The sequence below is a fragment of the Amycolatopsis sp. NPDC043887 genome, from assembly GCF_056435665.1.
On the sequence record NZ_JBWKEB010000008.1, the window covers coordinates 61,485 to 82,562 of the forward strand.

The 21,078-nt window shown below is 69.6% G+C and carries 16 protein-coding genes; 13 read left to right on the top strand and 3 right to left on the bottom strand.

Annotation, left to right across the window (positions count from 1 at the left end):
* Window positions 1-115: 115 nt before the first annotated feature.
* From icmF to AC069H_RS21990, 3 genes are read left to right on the top strand one after another with little or no spacing between them, the layout of a single operon-like run.
* Window positions 116-3,352 carry a fused isobutyryl-CoA mutase/GTPase IcmF gene (icmF, locus tag AC069H_RS21980; protein ID WP_478233633.1) on the top strand — a complete coding sequence of 1,079 codons (3,237 nt, stop codon included), beginning with the start codon at window positions 116-118 and terminating at the stop codon, window positions 3,350-3,352.
* A gap of 43 nt (window positions 3,353-3,395) precedes the next feature.
* Window positions 3,396-4,241: an LLM class F420-dependent oxidoreductase gene (locus tag AC069H_RS21985; protein ID WP_478233634.1), complete on the top strand. Its 846-nt coding sequence runs from the start codon at window positions 3,396-3,398 to the stop codon at window positions 4,239-4,241.
* The gene (locus AC069H_RS21990) at window positions 4,238-5,227 is read left to right on the top strand and encodes a TIGR03557 family F420-dependent LLM class oxidoreductase (protein ID WP_478230031.1); all 990 of its coding nucleotides are present in this window, start codon (window positions 4,238-4,240) and stop codon (window positions 5,225-5,227) included. The genes AC069H_RS21985 and AC069H_RS21990 overlap by 4 nt, the downstream gene beginning before the upstream one ends.
* A gap of 82 nt (window positions 5,228-5,309) precedes the next feature.
* Here AC069H_RS21990 and kstR read toward each other — a convergent pair whose 3' ends face one another.
* Window positions 5,310-5,957 carry a cholesterol catabolism transcriptional regulator KstR gene (gene kstR / locus AC069H_RS21995; RefSeq protein WP_038523880.1) on the bottom strand — a complete coding sequence of 216 codons (648 nt, stop codon included), beginning with the start codon at window positions 5,955-5,957 and terminating at the stop codon, window positions 5,310-5,312.
* A gap of 157 nt (window positions 5,958-6,114) precedes the next feature.
* Here kstR and AC069H_RS22000 point away from each other — a divergent pair, with 157 nt between their 5' ends.
* The 3 genes from AC069H_RS22000 to AC069H_RS22010 all read left to right on the top strand — a co-directional run bounded on the left by AC069H_RS22000 (window position 6,115) and on the right by AC069H_RS22010 (window position 12,275).
* The gene (locus tag AC069H_RS22000; protein ID WP_478233635.1) at window positions 6,115-8,190 is read left to right on the top strand and encodes an acyl-CoA dehydrogenase family protein; all 2,076 of its coding nucleotides are present in this window, start codon (window positions 6,115-6,117) and stop codon (window positions 8,188-8,190) included.
* A gap of 138 nt (window positions 8,191-8,328) precedes the next feature.
* Window positions 8,329-11,085, top strand: a complete 2,757-nt coding sequence (locus tag AC069H_RS22005) for a DEAD/DEAH box helicase (RefSeq protein ID WP_478233636.1) — start codon at window positions 8,329-8,331, stop codon at window positions 11,083-11,085.
* Window positions 11,085-12,275 (top strand): SWIM zinc finger family protein, encoded by a 1,191-nt coding sequence (locus AC069H_RS22010; RefSeq protein ID WP_478233637.1) that lies wholly within the window; start codon window positions 11,085-11,087, stop codon window positions 12,273-12,275. Before AC069H_RS22005 ends, AC069H_RS22010 begins: the two co-directional genes overlap by 1 nt.
* A gap of 64 nt (window positions 12,276-12,339) precedes the next feature.
* On the opposite strand, the gene AC069H_RS22015 is transcribed toward AC069H_RS22010, so the two are convergent.
* The gene (locus AC069H_RS22015) at window positions 12,340-13,587 is read right to left on the bottom strand and encodes an alpha/beta hydrolase fold domain-containing protein (protein ID WP_478233638.1); all 1,248 of its coding nucleotides are present in this window, start codon (window positions 13,585-13,587) and stop codon (window positions 12,340-12,342) included.
* Between the two features lie 66 nt (window positions 13,588-13,653).
* Here AC069H_RS22015 and AC069H_RS22020 point away from each other — a divergent pair, with 66 nt between their 5' ends.
* The 7 genes from AC069H_RS22020 (at window position 13,654) to AC069H_RS22050 (ending at window position 20,490) form a co-directional block, all read left to right on the top strand.
* A complete protein-coding gene (locus AC069H_RS22020) occupies window positions 13,654-15,045 on the top strand; it encodes a WS/DGAT/MGAT family O-acyltransferase (protein WP_478233639.1) in 1,392 nt (463 codons plus the stop codon).
* Window positions 15,046-15,133: 88 nt separating this feature from the next.
* The gene (locus tag AC069H_RS22025; RefSeq protein WP_478233640.1) at window positions 15,134-16,198 is read left to right on the top strand and encodes an acyl-CoA dehydrogenase family protein; all 1,065 of its coding nucleotides are present in this window, start codon (window positions 15,134-15,136) and stop codon (window positions 16,196-16,198) included.
* A gap of 4 nt (window positions 16,199-16,202) precedes the next feature.
* Complete coding sequence (locus tag AC069H_RS22030) at window positions 16,203-17,375, top strand: acyl-CoA dehydrogenase family protein (protein WP_478233641.1); 1,173 nt, start codon at window positions 16,203-16,205, stop codon at window positions 17,373-17,375.
* Window positions 17,372-18,286 (top strand): bifunctional MaoC family dehydratase N-terminal/OB-fold nucleic acid binding domain-containing protein, encoded by a 915-nt coding sequence (locus AC069H_RS22035; RefSeq protein WP_478233642.1) that lies wholly within the window; start codon window positions 17,372-17,374, stop codon window positions 18,284-18,286. Before AC069H_RS22030 ends, AC069H_RS22035 begins: the two co-directional genes overlap by 4 nt.
* Complete coding sequence (locus AC069H_RS22040; protein ID WP_478230585.1) at window positions 18,283-18,678, top strand: MaoC family dehydratase; 396 nt, start codon at window positions 18,283-18,285, stop codon at window positions 18,676-18,678. The genes AC069H_RS22035 and AC069H_RS22040 overlap by 4 nt, the downstream gene beginning before the upstream one ends.
* The gene (locus AC069H_RS22045) at window positions 18,678-19,847 is read left to right on the top strand and encodes a lipid-transfer protein (protein WP_478233643.1); all 1,170 of its coding nucleotides are present in this window, start codon (window positions 18,678-18,680) and stop codon (window positions 19,845-19,847) included. Before AC069H_RS22040 ends, AC069H_RS22045 begins: the two co-directional genes overlap by 1 nt.
* Window positions 19,848-19,920: 73 nt before the next feature.
* On the top strand, window positions 19,921-20,490 hold the full coding sequence (locus AC069H_RS22050) for a DUF5134 domain-containing protein (RefSeq protein ID WP_478233644.1): 570 nt from the start codon (window positions 19,921-19,923) through the stop codon (window positions 20,488-20,490).
* 26 nt (window positions 20,491-20,516) lie between these two features.
* On the opposite strand, the gene AC069H_RS22055 is transcribed toward AC069H_RS22050, so the two are convergent.
* The gene (locus tag AC069H_RS22055) at window positions 20,517-20,975 is read right to left on the bottom strand and encodes a riboflavin kinase (RefSeq protein ID WP_478233856.1); all 459 of its coding nucleotides are present in this window, start codon (window positions 20,973-20,975) and stop codon (window positions 20,517-20,519) included.
* Between the last annotated feature and the right edge of the window lie 103 nt (window positions 20,976-21,078).

Consider the following 21,078-nt stretch of genomic DNA (forward strand, 5'->3'; position numbering starts at 1 on the left):
GTTTAACCCTTAGGTTGAATATACTGGTGCGAGTCGATCTGTCAAGGACGAGTGAGAGCGTCATCACGCGAGTGGATGGGTTTAAAACAGTAGGAAGTCCAAGTATTTTGGAGGGATGAGCAGCGACCTGCACCGGCCCGTGAACCCCGTTCGTTTCGTGACGGCGTCGAGCCTCTTCGACGGGCACGACGCGTCCATCAACATCATGCGGCGCATCCTGCAGTCGCAGGGCGCGGAGGTCGTGCACCTCGGGCACAACCGGTCGGTCGACGAGGTCGCCACCGCGGCCATCGCCGAGGACGTCCAGGGTGTGGCCATCAGCGCCTACCAGGGCGGGCACGTCGAGTACTTCAGCTACCTGGTCGAGCTGCTCAACGAGCGCGGCGCGGGGCATATCAAGGTGTTCGGCGGTGGCGGCGGGGTCATCGTCCGCGAGGAGATCGACCTGCTGCACTCCCGGGGCGTGGCGCGGATCTTCTCGCCGGAGGACGGCTACGAGATGGGCCTCCCGGGCATGATCAACCTGATGATCAAGGCCTGCGACACGGACCTGTCCGCGCAGTCGCCCGGCTCGCTGGACAAGCTGCTTTCGGGGGACATCCCGGCGCTGTCCCGGGTCATCACGCAGCTTCAGCGCGAGGCGCTGCCGCAGGACGCGCTCGACAAGATCACCGAGGCCGCCAAGTCGCGGACGGTGCCGGTCCTCGGCATCACCGGGACGGGTGGTTCCGGCAAGTCCTCGCTCACCGACGAACTGATCCGCCGGTTCCGGCTGGACCAGGAGGACAAGCTCCGCATCGCCGTGCTCGCCGTCGACCCGTCGCGCCGCAAGGGCGGGGGAGCGCTGCTCGGCGACCGCATCCGGATGAACTGCCTCGACGGCAGCCCGGTCTACTTCCGTTCGCTCGCCACGCGGACCACCAGCGGCGAGATCCCCAGCGGGCTCTCCGAGTCCATCCTCGCGTGCAAGGCCGCCGGATTCGACCTGGTGATCGTCGAGACGCCCGGTATCGGCCAGGGCGACGCCGGCATCGTCGACTACGTGGACCAGTCGCTGTATGTCATGACGCCGGAGTTCGGCGCGGCGTCGCAGCTGGAGAAGATCGACATGCTCGACTTCGCCGACGCGGTGGCGATCAACAAGTTCGAGCGCCGCGGCGCCGAAGACGCCCGCCGCGACGTCGCGCGCCAGCTCGTGCGCAACCGCGAGGCGTTCAGCTCCTCGCCCGAGGACATGCCGGTCTACGGCACCAGCGCCGCGAAGTTCAACGACGACGGCGTCACCGCGCTCTACCAGCACCTGCGCGACACCCTCGCCGAGCGTGGCCTGACCGTCTCGGCAGGCGTGCTCCCGAAGGTCGAGGGCAAGGTGTCCACCGACGCCAGCACGATCATCCCGGCCAACCGGACGCGCTATCTCGCGGAGATCTCCGAGACCGTCCGGGGTTACCACGCCAAGACCGAGCAGCAGGTCGCCGCCCTGCGCAAACGCGAGCACCTCGCCGCCGCCAAGGAGGCGCTGGCCGCCGCCGACGCGAGCACCGACGCGCTCGACGGCCTGCTCGCCGCCGCCGAGTCCGATGTGGACGGTGAAACGACGAAGCTGCTGGCCCGGTTCCGGGAACTCGCCAAGTCCTACCGCGCCGACGAGCTGGTCGTGAAGATCCGCGACAAGGAACTGCGCACCCAGCTCTGGCGCGACACGCTGTCCGGCAACCGGATCCCGCGCGTGGCGCTGCCGCGCTACACCGAGTCCGGCGAGCTGCTGTCGTTCCTGCGCCGCGAGCACCTTCCCGGTTACTTCCCTTACACCGCGGGCGTTTTCCCGTTCAAGCGCGAGGGTGAAGACCCGGCGCGGATGTTCGCGGGCGAGGGCGACCCGTTCCGCACCAACAAGCGGTTCAAGCTCCTTTCGGCCGACTCCGAGGCGAAGCGCCTTTCGACCGCCTTCGACTCGGTGACGCTGTACGGGCACGACCCGCACACCCGGCCCGACATCTACGGCAAGGTCGGCACCTCCGGCGTCTCCATCGCGACGCTCGAAGACATGAAGGTGCTCTACGACGGTTTCGACCTGACCTCGCCGAGCACGTCGGTGTCGATGACGATCAACGGCCCGGCGCCGACGATCCTCGCGTTCTTCCTCAACACCGCGATCGACCAGCGGATGGCGGCGTTCAAGGCCGAGCACGGCCGCGAGCCGTCCGACGCCGAGGCCGCCGAACTGCGCGAGTGGGCGCTCCGCAACGTCCGCGGCACCGTGCAGGCGGACATCCTCAAGGAGGACCAGGGGCAGAACACCTGCATCTTCTCCACCGAGTTCAGCCTGCGCATGATGGCCGACATCCAGGAATGGTTCATCGAGCACGGCGTCCGGAACTTCTACTCGGTGTCGATCTCCGGCTATCACATCGCCGAGGCCGGGGCGAACCCGATCTCGCAGCTGGCGTTCACCCTGTCGAACGGTTTCGCCTACGTCGAGAGCTACCTCGCGCGCGGGATGGACATCGACGACTTCGCGCCCAACCTGTCGTTCTTCTTCTCCAACGGCATGGACGCCGAGTACTCGGTGCTGGGCCGGGTCGCGCGCCGGATCTGGGCGGTCGCGATGCGGGAGCGCTACGGCGCCAACGAGCGCTCGCAGAAGCTCAAGTACCACGTGCAGACCTCCGGCCGGTCGCTGCACGCGCAGGAGATGAGCTTCAACGACATCCGGACCACGCTGCAGGCGCTGTGCGCCCTCTACGACAACGCGAACTCCCTGCACACCAACGCTTTCGACGAGGCGATCACCACGCCGTCGGAGAGCTCGGTGCGGCGCGCGATGGCCATCCAGATGATCATCAACAAGGAATGGGGCCTGTCGAAGAACGAGAACCCGTTGCAGGGCTCGTTCATCATCGACGAGCTGACCGATCTGGTGGAAGAGGCCGTGCTGCTGGAGTTCGACCGGATCTCCGAACGCGGCGGCGTGCTGGGCGCGATGGAGACCGGCTACCAGCGCGGCAAGATCCAGGACGAGTCGATTCTGTACGAACGCCAGAAGCACGACGGCACACTGCCGATCATCGGCGTCAACACCTTCCGCAACCCGAACGGCGGCGAAAACGACGTCGAGGTCGAACTCGCGCGGGCGACCGAGGACGAGAAGCGTTCGCAGCTGGAGCGGCTCGAGGACTTCCAGCACCGGCACCAGGCCGAGGCGCAGGTCGCGCTCAAGACACTGCGCGAGGCCGCGACCCGGGGCGGCAACCTGTTCGGTGTCCTGATGGACGCGGCGCGGGTGTGCTCGCTCGGCCAGATCACCGAGGCCTTCTTCGAGGTGGGCGGGCAGTACCGGCGAAACGTGTAGCGGCCTGGGAATATCGCGGCGCGTGTCCGGGTAGTTGCTGGACATGGAGATCGGAGTCGCCACCTTCATCACCGATGAAGGCATCAGACCGGACGTCCTCGCCGCGGCCGCCGAAGAGCGCGGGTCCAGCTCGCTCCACATCGCGGAGCATTCGCATATCCCGGTCAGCCGGGAAACGCCCTACCCGGGCGGTGGCGAACTGCCGCGCGTGTACTACCGGACCTTGGACCCGTTCGTCGCGTTGACGGCGGCCGCCGGGGCCACTTCGAACCTGAAGCTGGGCACGGGCGTCGCGTTGCTGCAGCAACGCGACGTCATCCACACGGCGAAAGAGGTCGCTTCGCTGGACCTGGTCTCGCGAGGCCGGTTCGTCTTCGGCGTCGGCGTCGGATGGAACCGGGAGGAAATGCGCAATCACGGCACCGATCCACGCACTCGCGGCGCGCTCGTCGACGAGCAACTCGCGGCGCTGAAGGAGATCTGGACGAAGGACGAGGCCGAATTCCACGGCGAGCACATCGACTACGATCCGATCTTCGCGTGGCCGAAGCCGGTGCAGAAGCCACATCCGCCGATCTACATCGGTGGCGCGGGGCAGAAGGCGATGGAGCGGATCGCCAAGTACGGGGACGGCTGGCTGCCGCACGCCCACACCCCGCCGGAGGAGCTTCGCCGGGCTCGTCAAAGGCTGGCGGACAAGGGCCGTAGTGACCTCAAGTTCTCGGCCTTCGGTGCCACCCCGGAAGAGGACGCGCTGGGCAGGCTGGCCGAGGGCGGCGTCGACGAGGCGACGCTCTTCCTGCCGACCGAGCCCGAAGCGGCGACACTGGAACGACTCGACCAGTTCGCGAAGGTCGCCGAGAGCTTTCGAAAGGGGCAGCAGGCGTGACTGAGGTTCAAATCGGCTTGGCCGCGGCACTGGAGCAGTTCTCGCCGCGCGAGTCGATCCGGCTGGCGACGCTGGCCGAACAGCACGGATTCTCCGGCCAGATGGCCGCCGACCACTTCCAGCCGTGGGTCCCTCAGCAGGGTGAAGCCTCGTTCGTGTGGAGCGTGCTCGCGTCGCTGGCGGAGAACACCACCGGCGACCTCGGGCCGGGCGTGACCTGCCCATCGTTCCGGCTCCACCCGTCGATGGTCGCGCAGGCCGCGGCGACGCTGGAGGCGACGTACCCCGGCCGGACCTGGCTCGGCATCGGCTCCGGCGAAGCGCTCAACGAGCACATCATCGGCGGTTACTGGCCCGAAGCACCCGAGCGCGTACGGCGGATGTTCGAGGCGCTCGAGATCATCCGGAAGCTGTTCACCGGCAAAGACGTCAAGCACAGCGGCGAGTTCTTCAAACTGCACACCACCCGGCTCTGGACACTGCCGGACGAGCCGCCACCGATCTACATCGCGTCGGCCGGTCCGTACACCTCGCGCAAGACCGGTGAGCTCGCGGACGGGCTGATCACGCCGGGCGCGTCGATCGAGAAGCTGGCGGGGATCCTCGACAACTTCGGCACCGGCGCGCGGAAGGCCGGCAAGGACCCGGACTCGATGCCGAAGCTGCTGCAGGTGCACCTGTCGTGGGCCGAGGACGACGAGACGGCGTGGGCCAACGCGCTCGACCAGTGGCCCAACGGCGGCATGAAGTTCCCGAAGGCCGACATCCGCTCGCCGTTCGACTTCGCGCAGATGGCGAAACTGGTGCGGCGTGAGGACTTCGAGGGCCGCATGGTCGTCTCGTCCGATCCGGACGTGCACCGCGCGGCGCTGCAGAAGTACGTCGACGCCGGGTTCAACAGGATCTACATCCACAACGTGGGCCGGAACCAGGACGCGTTCATCGAGACCTTCGGACGGGACGTGCTGCCGAAGCTGACCGCCTGACCCGCCTCGGCGCTGCGATGAAGGGGCCTTTCATAGCGAAATTTGCTATGAAAGGCCCCTTCATCGCACGGGAAGCGTCGGGTCAGACGTTCTTGTCCAGCAGCAGGTGCACCGACAGTTCGAGCCGGTTCGCGACGTCGGCCGCCGACGCGCGCCGCGTCACCCAGGCGACCAGATTCGCCATCCAGACGTCTGCGATGACGTGGAAGATGTCGCGATCGGCCTCGGTCGGGTCCTCGATGCCCATGGCCTTGGCGAACATGTTCTCCATCAGCCGCCCGACCTGCTCGACCTCGGCGGCGGCGGTCGTGTCGGCGAACATGAACGCGCGGACCATGGCTTCGGTCAGGTGCGGGTCCCGCTGCATCAGCCGGGTGTTGCGGCCGAGGACGAACATCAGCCGTTCGCTCGGGGTATCGCCGGGGATCGCCGCGCGGTCGAGTTTCTCCTGCGCGCGTTCGAATTCCCTGGCGAGCCCGGAAACCAGCAGGTGGATCTTCGAGGGGAAGTAGCGGTACAGCGTGCCGAGCGCGACGTCCGCCTTCTCGGCGACCGCGCGCATCTGGACCGCGTCGTACCCGCCTTTCGCGGCGAGGGTGAGGGTCGCGTCGATGATGCGGCGCCGCCGGTCGCGTTGTGCCGCGGAGCCGAGTTCCTCGCCGCCCAGCGCGGAGAGACCATTGCCGCTTCGCGCCTTCGCGCTCGTGGGTGCCTTGGCCTTCCCTGGCATCGCCACGTCCCCCTTCGTCGAACCGATCTTCGGAACTTGTTCCACTTTCCCCGCGTAGCGTACCTAAGCGGACGAACTGTTCAAGACGTGACCCACTGGGCAAGAAACTGTAACACGTTCTACACTCGCGGGTAGGTCCGGCGAGGAGGTCTCACCCGTGTCGATCGCGCTCACCGAGGAACAGGCGGCCCTGGCCGCGTCGATCCGCGCTTGGGCGGCTTCCGCCCGTCCCGTCGACGCCGTCCGAAGTGGCCGGATCACCGAGCCGCCACCAGGGCTGGCGGAACTCGGCCTGTTCGGCGTGGCGATTCCCGAAGACGTCGGCGGGGCAGGCGGCACGCTGGCCGATCTGGCCGCCGGGCTCGCCGAAGCGGCCGAAGCACTCGTGCCCGGTCCGGTCCTCGGGACCGCGTTGGGCGGCGCGTTGCTCGCGACGGTTCCCCAGGCCGTCAAGGAGATCCTGCCCGGTCTCGCGGACGGGACCGAAAGGATGGCGGTGGTGCTGGGCGGCGGGTTTCGTATCGCGGATTCGGTGGTCGACGGCCAGTCGGGCCCGGCTCTCGACGTTCACCCGTCGGCGTGGACGCTGGTCTCCGACGGCGACGTCTCCGCGCTCATCCCACCCGGAGCGTCCGGAGTGGACATCGAGCGGTGCGAGCCGTTCGACGTCTCCCGGCCGGTCGGCCGGGTCCGGTGCGTGAAGGTGCGGCCCGAAGCGGTTTTCGAGGCGCTGCCAGTGGATTCCCACGCCGCCACACTCGGCGCCGCGGAAGCCGCGGGGATCGCACGATGGTGTCTTCGGATCGCCGTCGAGTACGCGAAAGTGCGGGAACAGTTCGGCCGTCCGATCGGGTCATTCCAGGCGATCAAGCATCTGTGCGCGGAAATGCTGTGCCGGGCCGAAGCCACCGACGCGCTCGCGTGGGACGCGGCGAGAGCGGCCGAAGACCCGGCGCAGCACGCCCTCGCGGCGGCGACCGCGGCGGCCTACGCGCTCGACGCGGCCGTGGCCAACGCGAAGGACTGCATTCAGGTCCTCGGCGGTATCGGATTCACCTGGGAGCATGACGCGCATTTCTATCTGCGGCGCGCGGTGGCGCTGCGGCAATGGCTGGGTGGTTCCGCCCGCTGGCGTCGTCGCGCGGCCGAACTCGCGCTGCGCGGCGACCGCCGGACGTTGAGCGTCGACGTCGGTGAGGACACCGGACTCCGTGACCTGGTAGGCGAAATCTCCGCCTTACCCGAGCCGGAACGCCGGGTCGCATTGGCGGATTCGGGACTGCTGGCCCCGCATTGGCCCGCGCCGTACGGCAGAGGCGCCGCCGCGGCCGAGCAACTGCGGATCGACGCCGCCCTCGCCGCCGCGGACATCCGCCGTCCCGACCTGGTGATCGGCGCCTGGGCGATCCCGACCCTGCTGGAACACGGCTCGGTGGAACAGCGCGAACGGTTCGCCGCGCCCACGTTGCGCGGCGAGATCACCTGGTGCCAGTTGTTCAGCGAGCCCGAGGCGGGCTCCGACCTCGCGTCGCTCCGCACGACGGCCCGCCGCGTCGACGGCGGATGGCTGCTGAACGGCCAGAAGGTGTGGACCTCGCTCGCGCGCGAAGCCGATTGGGCGATCTGCCTGGCGCGCACCGATCTGGACGCGCCGAAGCACAAGGGGATCACCTACTTCCTCGTCGACATGACCGCGGACGGGATCAGCACACGCCCGCTGCGCGAGATCACCGGCGACGCCGTCTTCAACGAGGTGTTCCTCGACAACGTGTTCGTCCCGGACGAGATGGTGGTCGGGGAGGTCGACGGCGGCTGGCGGCTCGCGCGGACGACGCTGGCGAACGAGCGCGTCGCCCTCGGGAGCGGATCGGCGGTGGGGGAGGGGGTCGAGAATCTGCTCGCCACCCTGGGCGACGACGCCGATCGGGAGCGGCTCGGCGCGCTGATCGCCGACGGCAGCGCGTGTTCGGTCCTGGACCTGCGGGCGACGCTGCGGCGGCTCGACGGCCAGGATCCGGGTGCCGAGTCGAGTGTGCGCAAGCTGCTGGGTGTGCGGCATCGGCAGGCTGTGGCGGAGTTCGCGCTGGAGGCTTTGGGGGAGAACGCGCTCGTCGCCGGCGACCCCGCGCAGCACGAGTTCCTGCTGACCCGGTGCCTCAGTATCGCGGGCGGGACGACTCAGGTGCTGCTGTCGCTGACGGCCGAGCGGTTGCTGGGGCTGCCCCGGTCCTGAAAGCCGGGTCGTGAAAGTCCCGGTCACGCCCCTTCCGCGTGCTATGAAAGGTCCTTTCCTTGCAAATTTTGCAAGGAAAGGACCTTTCATAGCACCGCCGCCCGCGGCCTGTCGGTCCGGTGCTCTAGCGTGCTGGGCGTGGAGTTCGGCACAGGAACCCAGGCCACCTTCGTCCCCTCGGATCCCCCGCGGGACGGCGTGCTGGCGCTCTGGGGAGACGGCGTAGCGGGTGACACCGCGATCGAACTCGTGCTGCCGGTGGGGAAGGTCTTCCGGCGCACGAAGGTCGACGCGGCACTCGTCCCGTTGTCACGCGCGATTCCGCGGCTGCTCACCGCGGACGGCGACTTGAGCCCGGCCATCGCCGCGTGGTCGGCCGTCACCGAAGCCGGGGTGAACCTCATCGCCCGCGGCAGGCTGCTGCCCGCGGCCTCACCCGGCGGGGTGGATTCGTGGCGGGTCGGGCCGCTCGACGTCGCCGACGAGGAGATGCTGCGCGGGCTCGCCGCCGCGCTGCCTCCCGAGGCGCACGCGCTGCCGTTGTCCGGGCTGAAGCGGATCCGCCTGCATTCGCCGGAGTCGTTGATCCGCGCGCTCTGGGACGCGACGGCGGACGTGCTGGTCCGCACGCCCGCCGCGAGCGTCGCGGCGGGCGGTCCGGCGTTCGCCGCGACCGAGCCGACGCTGGTCGGGCCGGACGGTGCCGCGTGGCTGGCGGAACTGAGCGCCCGGCAGGCGCAGGGCGCGCATCTCGTCCTGCGCATGGAGGTGCACGAGCCCGAGAACCCCGAAGAAGAACCCACGTTCGCCGCGGTCCTCGCGGTGCGGAGTGCCGCGGATCCGAGCCTGATCGTCGAGGCGGCGACGCTGTGGGACGCGCCCGAAGCGGTGCTGGAACGGATGGGCGAGCAGGTCGAGACGCAGTTGCTGCTCGGCCTCCGCCGGGGCGCCAGGGCATGGGCGCCGCTCGGCCGCATGCTCCGGTCCGCCGCGCCGACCGGGCTGACACTCGAGTACGACGAGGTCGTCGACCTGCTGACCCACGGGGACGCGGCGCTGGGCGGCGCCGGCATCGAAGTGCAGTGGCCAAAGGACCTCTTCGCGGGCGAGCTCAAGGCGAAGGCGAGCGCGACGCAGGCCCCTGGCAGTGTCACCGGGCCCGAGTTCACGCTCAAGAGCCTGCTTCAGTTCCGCTGGCGGCTGAGCCTCGGCGACGAGGACCTCACCGACGCCGAGGTCACGGCGCTCGCGGAGGCGAAGCGGCCGCTGGTACGGCTGCGGGGCAAATGGGTCAAGGTCGACGCGCGCCTGCTCGCCAAGGTGCGTGCTCACCGCGCGAAGAAGCTGTCCGGGGCCGAGGCGCTCGCCGCGGCGCTCACCGGCGAATTGGAGCTGGACGGCGAAAAGGTCGAGTTCACCGCGCCATCGGCGCTGACGGGGCTGCTCCAGCGAATCCGGGAAAGCGCCGCGGAACCGATCGAGCAACCCGCGGATCTGAAGGCCACCCTGCGGCCCTATCAGAAGGCGGGGCTGGCTTGGCTGGCGACGATGACCGGCCTCGGTCTCGGCGCCTGCCTCGCCGACGACATGGGGCTCGGCAAGACGATCCAGCTCATCTCCCTGCACCTGCACCGCCGTCCCCTCGGCGAAGGCCCCACCCTCGTCCTGTGCCCGACGTCGTTGCTGGGCAACTGGGAACGTGAGTTCGCCCGGTTCGCGCCGGACATCCCGGTACGCCGGTTCCACGGTGGCGGGCGGCATCTCGACGAGGTCGCGCCGGACGAAGTCGTGCTCGCCACGTACGGCGTCCTCCGCCGGGATCGTGAAACACTGTCCGAAGTGGACTGGGGGATGATCGCCGCCGACGAGGCGCAGCACGTCAAGAACCCGCTTTCGGCCACCGCCAAGGAATTGCGGAAGATCCCGGCCGCCGCGAAGGTCGCGCTGACCGGGACGCCGATGGAGAACCGGCTCACCGAACTGTGGTCCATCATCGACTGGACGACGCCGGGCCTGCTCGGTTCGCTCGACGGGTTCCGCCGCAAGGTGGCCCGCCCGATCGAACGCGACCGTGACGTCGCCGCCACCGAACGGCTGGCCACGACGGTCCGGCCGTTCCTGTTGCGCCGCAAGAAGACCGATCCGGACATCGCCCCCGAGTTGCCGCGCAAGACCGAGACCGACCGGTTCGTCCCGCTCACCGCCGAGCAGACGACGCTGTACGAGGCCGTGGTCCGGGAGAACCTCGCGATGATCCGCGAGCTGGACGGCGTGGCCCGGCGTGGGCAGGTGCTCAAACTGCTCACCGAGCTCAAGCAGATCTGCAACCATCCGGCGCAGTACCTCAAGGAACCCGGGGTGCTGCACGGCCGGTCCGGCAAGCTCGCCGCGTTCGAAGAGCTGCTCGACGTCATCCTCGACGAGGGCGACAGTGTGCTCGTGTTCAGCCAGTACGTCCAGCTGTGCCGCCTGCTGGAGAAACGCCTGGCCGAACGCGGGCTGCCGACGATGCTGCTGTCCGGGTCGAGCACGCCCAAGGTCCGGGAGGACATGGTCGCCCGGTTCCAGGCCGGCGAGGTGCCGGTGTTCCTGCTCTCGCTCAAGGCGGGCGGGGTCGGGCTCAACCTGACCAAGGCCACCCACGTGATCCACTACGACCGCTGGTGGAACCCGGCGGTCGAGGACCAGGCCACCGACCGCGCGTACCGGATCGGGCAGGACCGGCCGGTCCAGGTGCACCGGCTGATCGCCGAGGGCACGCTCGAGGAGCGCATCGCCAAGGTGCTGGAGACGAAACGCGGGCTGGCGGACGCGGTCATCGGCGCGGGCGAGAACTGGATCACCGAACTGTCCGACGACGAACTCGCCGACCTCGTCCGGCTTGGGGGGACCTGATGCCGAGCGCGACAGGGCGGAAACGGCGCACCTTCGGCAACACGTGGTGGGGTAAGGCGTGGGTCGAGGCCCTGGAGGAACGCGCCAAACTCGATCCGAACCGCTTGCCGCGCGGGCGGACGTACGCGCGCAAGGGCACGGTCAGCAAGCTCGCGGTCGGCGAGGGCGAGGTGACGGCCTGGGTGCAGGGCAGCCGGGCGGTGCCGTACCGGGTGACCATCCACATGCGGGCGTTCACCGGACAGCAGTGGGAGAGCCTGCTCGGGATGGTCGGCTCCCGGCTCGGGCACGTCGCCGCCCTCCTCGACGGCGAGCTGCCCGGTGAGCTGGCCGAGGACGCTCGAGCCGCCGGCGCGGATCTGCTGCCGGGTCCCGGAGATCTGCGCCCGAAGTGCTCCTGTCCCGACAGCGCGAACCCGTGCAAGCACGTCGCCGCGGTGTACTACCTGGTCGCGGACGAGGTCGACGCCGATCCGTTCGTGCTGTTCCTGTTGCGCGGCAGGCCGAGGGAGGCCGTGCTCGCGGAACTGAGGTCCCGCCGCGCGCCCGCGAGCGAGCCGGGCAAGCGGGTGCGCGCCCCCGCCGCGCCCGGAGTGGACCCGAAACGCGCGTACACCCGGCGGATCGCCGCGCTCCCGCCGCGGCCGGCTGTCCCGGGCACGGTCGGACCGCCCGCGGTCCTCGACGTCGACCCGCCGCACCGCACCGGCTGGAGCGGCGAAATGTTCGTCGAACTGGCGGCCGACGCCGCCGCGAGGGCCTGGGAGCTGCTGGTCATGGGGCCCGAGCGTGAAGTGGAGCTGTCGTTCGAGGAAGACCTCGCGCGCCGCGCGGCGGCGAGTGACCCGCATGTGATCGCCGAACTCGCCGAAGCGGCCGGGGTGGCGGTGCGGGATCTGGCCCTGTGGGCGCAGGCCTGGCGTGAGGCGGGCCGGGGCGGGATGGCGGTGGTCCGGGAGGCGTGGCGGCCGGGGCAGGCGCCGCTCGCCCAGGCCAGGGCGGACCTCGCCGAGTCGGGATTGCCGGAAGAGCCCAAGACCTGGCGGAACCGGATCACCCAGGGCGATCTGCAACTGCGCTACGGCCGTGACGAACGGTGGTACCGGTTTGTGCGCGACGGCGAAGGCTGGCGGGTCGACGGCCCGTCTTCCGCCCGGCCGACCGACGTGATCTACCCGCCCTGCGAATAGCCGGCGGAGAGCGTTGGGCGCGGTGGTCGTGAGTGGCGTTTCGGGTTAGAACCCGAAACGCCACTCACGACCCGCTGGACCGGTGCCGCCACGTGCGATAGCTCCACTCCAGGAACCGTTCCACCCCGCGCACGACGTGGGCGCTGCGGATCGAGGGGAAGACGTCGAAGGCGTGCTGCGCGCCGGAGATCTCCGCGTACGCGACCTCACGCTGGGACTTGTCCCGCAGGCGCCGCACGAATTCGCGGGCCTCGCCCACCGGCACCAACGAGTCGTGGACGCCGTGGATGACGAAGAACGGCGGCGCGTCCTCGGTGATCCGGTCCAGCGGAGACGCCGCGATGTAGTCGTCGAGGAAGTTCACCGGATCCCGGTCCGCCTCGAAGACGTGCCGGGCGATCAGCGTCTTCAGCCGGGCCTGGCTGGAGCGTCGTCCGCTGGTCGCGGCGAAGTCGTACACGCCGTAGTGCGGGGCGCACGCCTGGATGCTCGTGTCGGCTTCGGTGAAGCCGGGCTGCAACGCCGGGTCGTTCGCGGTCAGGGCCAGTAGCGCGGCGAGATGCCCGCCCGCGGAACCGCCGGTGACGGCGACGAACGACGGGTCGCCGCCGTAGGACTCGGCGTTGTCGCGGATCCAGGCCAGCGCGCGTTTCGCCGCGACGATATGCGCGGGCCAGCGGGCGGCGGGGGAGAGCGGGTAGTTGATCGCGATGCAGATCCAGCCGCGTTTGGCCATGTGCAGCATCAGCGGCAGACCCTGCTGGTCCTTGTTGCCGATCACCCAGGCGCCCCCGTGCACCTGCAGCAGGATCGGCGCGCCGGTGACCGGTTCGCGCGGGGCGTAGACGTCGAGCAGGAACCGTTTCCCGCCGGGCGCGTAGGCGACGTTGCGGGTCCGCCGGACGTCGGGGTCTCGCATGCGGAACGGCATGGCCAGCTGGCCCCACGGTGTCGCGAGGTCGGTCGGGCTCGGCGGGTGCTCGAGTTCGTCGGCGTAGGCCTCGCCGATGCCTTCGGTGAGCGCTGTCTCGATCTCGTCGCGCGCCCGCTGGGACTGGGCGATCAGCGTGCCGAGCCCGGCCGCCGACGCCGCCGCGAGGGCGAGCCCGGTCTTGCTCGACCCGCCCCGGTGCCGGGCGACATGCGCCGCCGCGTCGGCGGCGGTGAGCGCGAGCAGATGCGGAGCGAGTTCCCCGGTGAGCCAGCCCGCGAAGAACGCCGGAATCGCTGTACGTGCACCTCTCGGCGGCTTCAGCGCGTTCGCGGTGAGCGCGAGCTGGAGCGCCTGACGGACGACGAAACTCGGCTGCATGGGCACCGATCCTACCGCCGGGTGGCCGCCTAGAACCTGTTGCAAAGTTCACTTAAGGTGATTCTTATGCAGAGATTGAGTGGTCTGGACGCGAGTTTTCTCTACCTGGAGACACCGGCCCAGGTACTGCACGTGTGCGGGCTGCTCACCTTGGACGGTTCGACCATGCCCGGCGGCTACGATTTCGAGCGCTTCAAGGAGAAACTGGCCGAACGGGTCGAGCTGATCCCGGCGTTCCGGCGCAAGCTGCACAATCCACTCTGGAATCTGACGCATCCGGTCTGGGTCGAGGACGAGGACTTCGACCTCGAAGCCCACGTTCACCGGATCGGCGTACCCGCGCCCGGTGACCGGCGGGAACTGGCCGGACTCTGCGCCCACATCGCGGGACAACGACTGGACCGCGCACAGCCGCTCTGGCAGTTGTACGTCATCGAAGGCCTGGCTGACGGCGGGATCGCGGTCCTGTTGAAGATGCATCACGCCAGTGTCGACGGGGTCGGCGGCGCCAGCCTGATCACCTCTCTCGCCGGGCTCGACCCGGACGCCCCGCCGCCGGAGATCGCACGGGACGAACGCCGCAACGGGGGCGTTCCCGGCAGACGCGCGCTGTTCGGCGCGGGGCTGACGTCGTTCGCGAAACGCCCGGCCGAGCTGGTGAAACTGCTCCCCGACCTGCTCGAACTCGTGCCGAGATGGCTGGGTAAAGCGTTGCAGGGCAAGGGAATGCCAGTCCCGTTCACGGCGCCGCGCACGTCGTTCAACGGGACGATCACCGCGCATCGCAGTGTCGCCTATTCCTCTCTCGATCTCGACGACGTCAAACGAATCAAGAACGCCTTCGGGGTGACCGTCAACGACGTCGTCCTCGCCGTGGTCGCCGGCGCGCTGCGGCAGTTCCTGCGAGATCGGGGCGAGCTGCCGGAGGATCCGCTGGTGGCGACCGTGCCGGTGTCGGTGCACGGCCGGACCGAACGCGAGCACGGCAGCAACAAGGTCTCGGCGTTCTTCGCGTCGCTGCCGACCCATCTCGACGACCCCGCCGCGCGGCTGTTCATGCTCGCGGAATCCAACCGGCTGTCCAAGGACCACCACCACGACATCGACGCGGACATGCTCCAGGACTGGGCGCAGTTCTCGGCGGCGACCATGTTCGGCCTCGCGGTGCGCGCGTATTCCGCGCTGCGCCTGGCCGAACGGCATCCGGTGGTGCACAACCTGGTGGTCTCCAACGTGCCGGGGCCGCCGATGCCGCTGTACCTGCTGGGGTGCCGGATCACCGGGCTCTACCCGCTCGGCCCGGTGTTCCACGGCGCCGGGCTCAACGTCACCGTGCTGTCCAACGCGGGCAGGGTCGACGTCGGCCTGCTCGGCGCGCGCGAACTCACCGGCGACCTGTGGCCGCTCGCCGACCATTTCACCGACGCGCTCGCGGAACTGCTCAAAGCCACCTCCTAGATCCTCACCCCTTGCCGTCACGCCTCCTTCCGGTTAAGACTAGAACAGGTTTCAATATTGTGCCCGTTCGCCCCGGTGAGGAGCCAGTGTGGACTTCCAGTTCGACGAGACGCAGACCGAGGTCACCGCGCTGGCCGCGCGTGTCCTCGGCAAGGAGCGCGAGCCCGCGGACACGTGGCGCGCGCTCGCCGACGCCGGTCTGCTCGCGCTGGCGCTGCCCGCCGAACTCGGCGGTGACGGCCTCGGCGTCGCCGAGGTCGCCTTGGTGCTGACCGAACTCGGGCGCGTCGCCTCGCCGACGCCCGCGCTGGCGTCGCTGGCGTTCGGAGTCCTGCCGGTCGCCGCGCTCGGTGGCCCGGACCAGCGCTCGGCGCTGCTCCCGCCGGTCGCCGCGGGCGAAGCCGTGCTCACCGCCGCCCTGCACGAGCCTTCCGCGCCGTTCACCACCCGGCCCGCGACCGTCGCGGAGTCGGCAGGCGACTGGCGCCTGAGCGGCGTCAAGATCGGCGTGCCCTTCGCGGCGGAGGCGACCCGGATCCTGACGCCCGCCTCGTTGCCCGGCGGCACCGGCGTCTTCCTGGTCGATCCCCGCGCGGACGGCGTGACGCTGACCCCGACGAGAACCTCTTCCGGCACACCGGATTACACGATGACGCTCGATTCGGTGACCGTCACCGACGCCGATCTCCTCAACGGGCACGGCCCCGGCGAGTCGATCGCGACGCTGCACCGGTTCGCGCTCGCGGGGGCCGTGGCGTTCGGCGACGGGCTGCTCGCCGGCGCGCTCGCGCTGACCACGAAACACGTCGGCGAACGGGAGCAGTTCGGGCGTCCGCTGGCGGCGTTCCAGGCTGTGGCGCAACAGATCGCGGACGTCTACGTCGCCTCGCGGACGGTCCAGCTTGCCGCGCGGTCGGCGGTCTGGCGGCTCGCGGCGGGGCTCGACGCCGAGGCGGAGCTCGACATCGCGGCGTACTGGCTGGCGGACGAGGCGCCCGCGGCGCTGGCCGTCTGCCATCACCTGCACGGCGGGATCGGCGTGGACGAAACGTATCCGCTGCACCGGTTCTCGTCGGCGGTCAAGGATCTGGGACGAACGCTCGGCGGCGCCTCGTATCGGCTGGCCGGTCTGGGCGAACTGATGGCGGGGTGAACCGATGCTGATCGAACTGACCGCGGCGCAACACGAGTTGCGCTCCGAACTGCGGAAGTACTTCGCCGGGCTCGTGAGCGCCGACGAGCGGCGCGCGATGCTGCGGGAGCGGCACGGCCCGGTGTACCGCGAGATCGTGCGGCGGATGGGCCGCGACGGCTGGCTCGGCGTCGGCTGGCCCGAACAGTACGGCGGCCGGGGTTTCGGCGAGATCGAGCAGCACATCTTCGTCGACGAGGCGGCCCGCGCCGACGTCCAGCTGCCGTCGGTGACCTTGCAGACCGTCGGGCCCACGCTGCAGGCGTTCGGCACCGAGGAGCAGAAATCCCTGTTCCTGCCCAAGATTCTCGCCGGCGAGGTGCATTTCGCCATCGGTTACACCGAGCCCGACGCGGGAACGGACCTCGCCGCGCTGCGCACGACAGCGGTGCGCGAGGGGGACGAGTACGTCGTGAACGGCCAGAAGATCTTCACCACCGGCGGGCACGACGCCGACTACATCTGGCTCGCCGTGCGGACCGCGCCGGACGCGCCGAAACACAAGGGGATCTCGATCCTCATCATGGACACCCGCGATCCGGGCTATTCGTGGACGCCGATCATCACCTGCGACGGCGCGCACCACGTGAACGCCACCTACTACTCGGACGTCCGGGTGCCCGCGAACATGTTGGTGGGCAAGGAGAACGAGGGCTGGCGGCTGATCACCACCCAGCTGAACCACGAACGCGTCATGCTCGGCCCCGCCGGGCGGATCGGCGGTCTCCACGACCGCGTCCGCGAGTGGGCGGCGTCCAGGAAAGCGCCGGACGGCACGCCGTTGCTCGAGCTGCCCGACGTCCGGGAGGTGCTCGCGGAAACCCTGGCGACCGCCCGGGTCAACGAACTGCTGAACTGGCAGGTCGCGGCGTCGTCGGCGACCGGGCCGGTGGCGGTGGCCGACGCGTCGGCCACCAAGATCTTCGGTTCCGAACGCATCCAGCGGCTGGCCAGGAGACTGGAGGAGATCGTGGCGCGACACGGCGACCAGGCCGACGCCGAAACCGCGGAACTGGCGCTGTGGCTGGACGTGGTGGCCAAACGCAATCTGGTGCTGACCTTCGGCGGCGGCGTCAACGAGATCCAGCGCGAGCTGATCGCCACCGCCGGGCTCGGACTGCCGAGGGTGCCGCGATGAGCATCCAGGAGGCCGCCGAACGTATCGCCGCACGCGGGGAATCCGCGCCGAGGGCCGCGCGCGACGCGGTCAACCAGGCGATGGTGAACAACTGGGTCGAAGCCATCGGCGACCGCAATCCGGTGTACGTGGACGAAGAGTTCGCCACCAAGAGTGTCCACAAGGGACTCGTCGCGCCGCCCGCGATGGCGCAGGTATGGACGATGGGCGGGCTGCACTGGACGAGGGCGTCGGACGATCCGCTCGGCGCGATGATGGAGGTGCTCGACGAAGCCGGGTTCACCTCGGTCGTCGCGACGAACTCCGAGCAGAACTACTTCCGCTACCTCCGGCACGGCGAACGGGTCGAAGCGACCGCGAAACTCGAGAGTGTCGTCGGGCCGAAACGCACCGCGCTGGGCGAAGGCTGGTTCGTGACGACGAAGACCACCTGGTACGTCGGCGACGAAGCCGTCGCGGACATGGTGTTCCGGGTGCTGAAGTTCCGCCCGCCGGGAGCCGAGCCCGCCAAGGCGGCCGCCCCGGTACTGCGACCGGTGATCAGCAAGGACACCGAGTTCTTCTGGGCAGGACTGCGTGACGGGGAACTGCGGATCCAGCGATGGGGCGAGACCCTGCGTCATCCGCCCGGTCCGATGCCGCCGGACGGCGACCTCGGCGCGAAGCCGGATTACGTCGTCGCGTCCGGCCGGGGCACGGTCTACAGCTACGTGGTGCACCACCATCCTAAGGTCCCCGGCAAGGATCTGCCGTTCGTGGTCGCGCTCGTCGAACTGGAGGAAGGCGTCCGGGTGATGGGTGAGCTGCTCGACACCGATCCCGAAACCATCCACATCGGACTCCCGGTGGAGGCGGCTTTCGTGAAGATCGATGAGGAACTGACGCTGCCGGCTTGGAGGGTCGCGCGATGAAGGACTGTTCGGTCGGCACCGAGCTGCCGCCGCTGACGATCGAAGCCACCCCGACGTTCGTGGTGAGCACCGCGCTGGCGACCCGGGACTTCCAGGACGTCCACCACGACCGCGACGCCGCCGTGCAACGCGGGTCCAAGGACATCTTCCTCAACATCCTCACCGACACCGGCCTGGTGCAGCGGTTCGTCACCGACTGGGCGGGGCCGGAGGCGTTCGTGCGGTCGATCAAGATCCGGCTCGGCGTGCCCTGTTACGCCTACGACACGCTGACCTTCACCGGACGGGTCACCGAACGGGACGGCGACGACGTGGTGGTCTCGGTGTCCGGTGTGGACAGTCTCGGTGAGCACGTGGTGGGCACCGTGGCACTGACGCTGGGAGGCGAGTGATGACCCTGTCCGGTCGGGCGGCCATCGCCGGTATCGGTGCCACGGAGTTCTCGAAGGATTCCGGGCGCAGTGAGCTGCGGCTGGCGGCGGAAGCGGTATCGAGCGCGGTGAAGGACGCGGGGCTCACTCCGTCCGATGTGGACGGTCTGGTGTCGTTCACCATGGACGGCAACAGCGAGATCGCCGTCGCGCGGGAACTGGGCATCCCCGAACTCAAGTTCTTCAGCCGGATCCATTACGGCGGCGGGGCCGCGGCCGCGACCGTGCAGCAGGCCGCGATGGCCGTCGCGACCGGGGTCGCGGACGTCGTCGTCGCGTACCGGGCGTTCAACGAACGGTCCGGCATGCGGTTCGGGCAGGTGTCCTCGGCCGCGGCGGGGCAGGTGAACTCCTCCGGCGTCGACAACGCGTTCCACTACCCGATGGGGATCGCGACCCCGGCCGCGACCGTCGCCATGCTCGCCCGGCGGTACATGCACGAGTACGGCGCGACCAGCGAGGATTTCGGCAAGGTGGCCGTCGTCGACCGTGCCCGCGCGGCGACCAACCCCAAGGCGTGGTTCTACGGCAAACCGATCACGCTCGAAGATCATCAGGCCTCCCGCTGGGTCGCCGAGCCGTTGCACCTGCTGGACTGCTGCCAGGAGAGCGACGGCGGGGTCGCCCTGGTGATCGTCAGCGCCGAGCGGGCGCGTGACCTGCCGCACCGGCCTGCCGTGATCGCGGCGGCCGCGCAGGGGAGCGGGCCGGACCAGTACGTGATGACCAGCTACTACCGTGACGATCTCCCGGCGCTGCCCGAAATGGGTGTCGTGGGACGGCAGCTGTGGGAGCAGTCCGGGCTGGGGCCCGGCGACATGGACCTGGCCGTGCTGTACGACCATTTCACCCCTTATGTCCTGATGCAGCTGGAAGAACTCGGTTTCTGCGGGAAGGGCGAGGCCAAGGACTTCATCGGCGGCGGAACCCTGGAACTCGACGGGAAACTCCCGCTCAACCCGCACGGCGGGCAGCTGGGGGAGGCCTACATCCATGGGATGAACGGGATCGCCGAGGGCGTCCGGCAGCTCCGGGGCGACGCCGTCAACCAGGTCGACGGCGCGTCACGGATGCTGGTGACCGCCGGTACCGGCGTCCCCACGAGCGGACTGGTCCTGACCGCGGGCTGACATCACCTCAATGCCCGATGGTGTACTAGAGCGGTACCTGCCACGGTGAAAGGGTTACCGGCCGGGAGGTGCCATGTCCGGACCAATCGTCGTCGCGTGGACCCTGACCGCGGTGTTCGCCGCGCTCGTCCTGCCCTGCGTGCTGAGACTCGTCCGGTTGGACTACGGCAGGCAGGGCGCGGCGGTCCGCAACGGCGACCTGGCCGAACTGCTGCTCGTCGTCGCCATGGTCGCGATGCGGTCCCCGGTCGGTGGCCCGATCCCGGCGGCGGGCTGGCAGGCGGTGCTGGCGCTGACCGCGGGCTGGTTCGCCGTCTCGTGGTGGAAGGGGCGGCGGTCCGGGCACGCCTCGTGCGGGCACCACGCCGTCTCCGCCACCGCGATGCTGTTCATGGTGACGTTCATGCCGCACAGCGAGGTCACCCACGGGCCGTGGCTGGTGATGTCCGGCCCCGGTGGCACTTCGGCACTGTGGCTTTCGCTGATCTTCGGTGCCGTGGCCGCGTATTTCGCGGCGGACGCCGTGCGCGCGGGGGTACTCGCGGCGCGGGGCGCGGAGGAGTCCGGTCAGATGTCGCGGCGGGTGTGCCGGGTGATCATGGGGCTGGGGATGGGCTACATGCTGCTGGGCGCCGCCGTCTGACCTCTGGGGTGTGTCGCGAAGGCCACTTACGAGACCGGGACGCGGCGCACGACGCCCGCCTCGGCGGTGCCCACGTCCGGCAGGCCCTCTGCCGGGTTGTCCGCGGCCCACTTCGCGGCGTTGGTGATGTCCTTGTTCAGCGCGACGATCAGCGCCTCCGACGACGGGTACGCCTCCTGCTCGCGCAGGTGGTGGCCCAGCCAGACGGTCAGCACCTCGCCGTAGAGGTCGCCGCTGAAGTCCAGCAGATGCGCCTCGACGAGCCGGTAGCCGTCCGCGCCGTAGTAGGTCGGCCGCCTGCCGACCGAGACCGCCGCCGCGATCCGGGTGCCGTCGGCGCGTTCGGCCCAGCCCGCCCACACTCCGTCGCCGACTTGGCCGTCTTGGTCGCGCAGCGCGATGTTGGCGGTCGGGAAGCCCAGTTCCCTGCCCCGCTGATCGCCCTTCTCCACCTGGCCACGGACCACGAAGTACTCCGCCGTCATGCCGCTCCCGTCCCCTGCCGTCACGAAAGCCATGAATATCATGCCTCGCAGCCGCGGTCGACCGCCGTTCACGTCGCGAGAGGCGTCCACTGTGTACTGAATC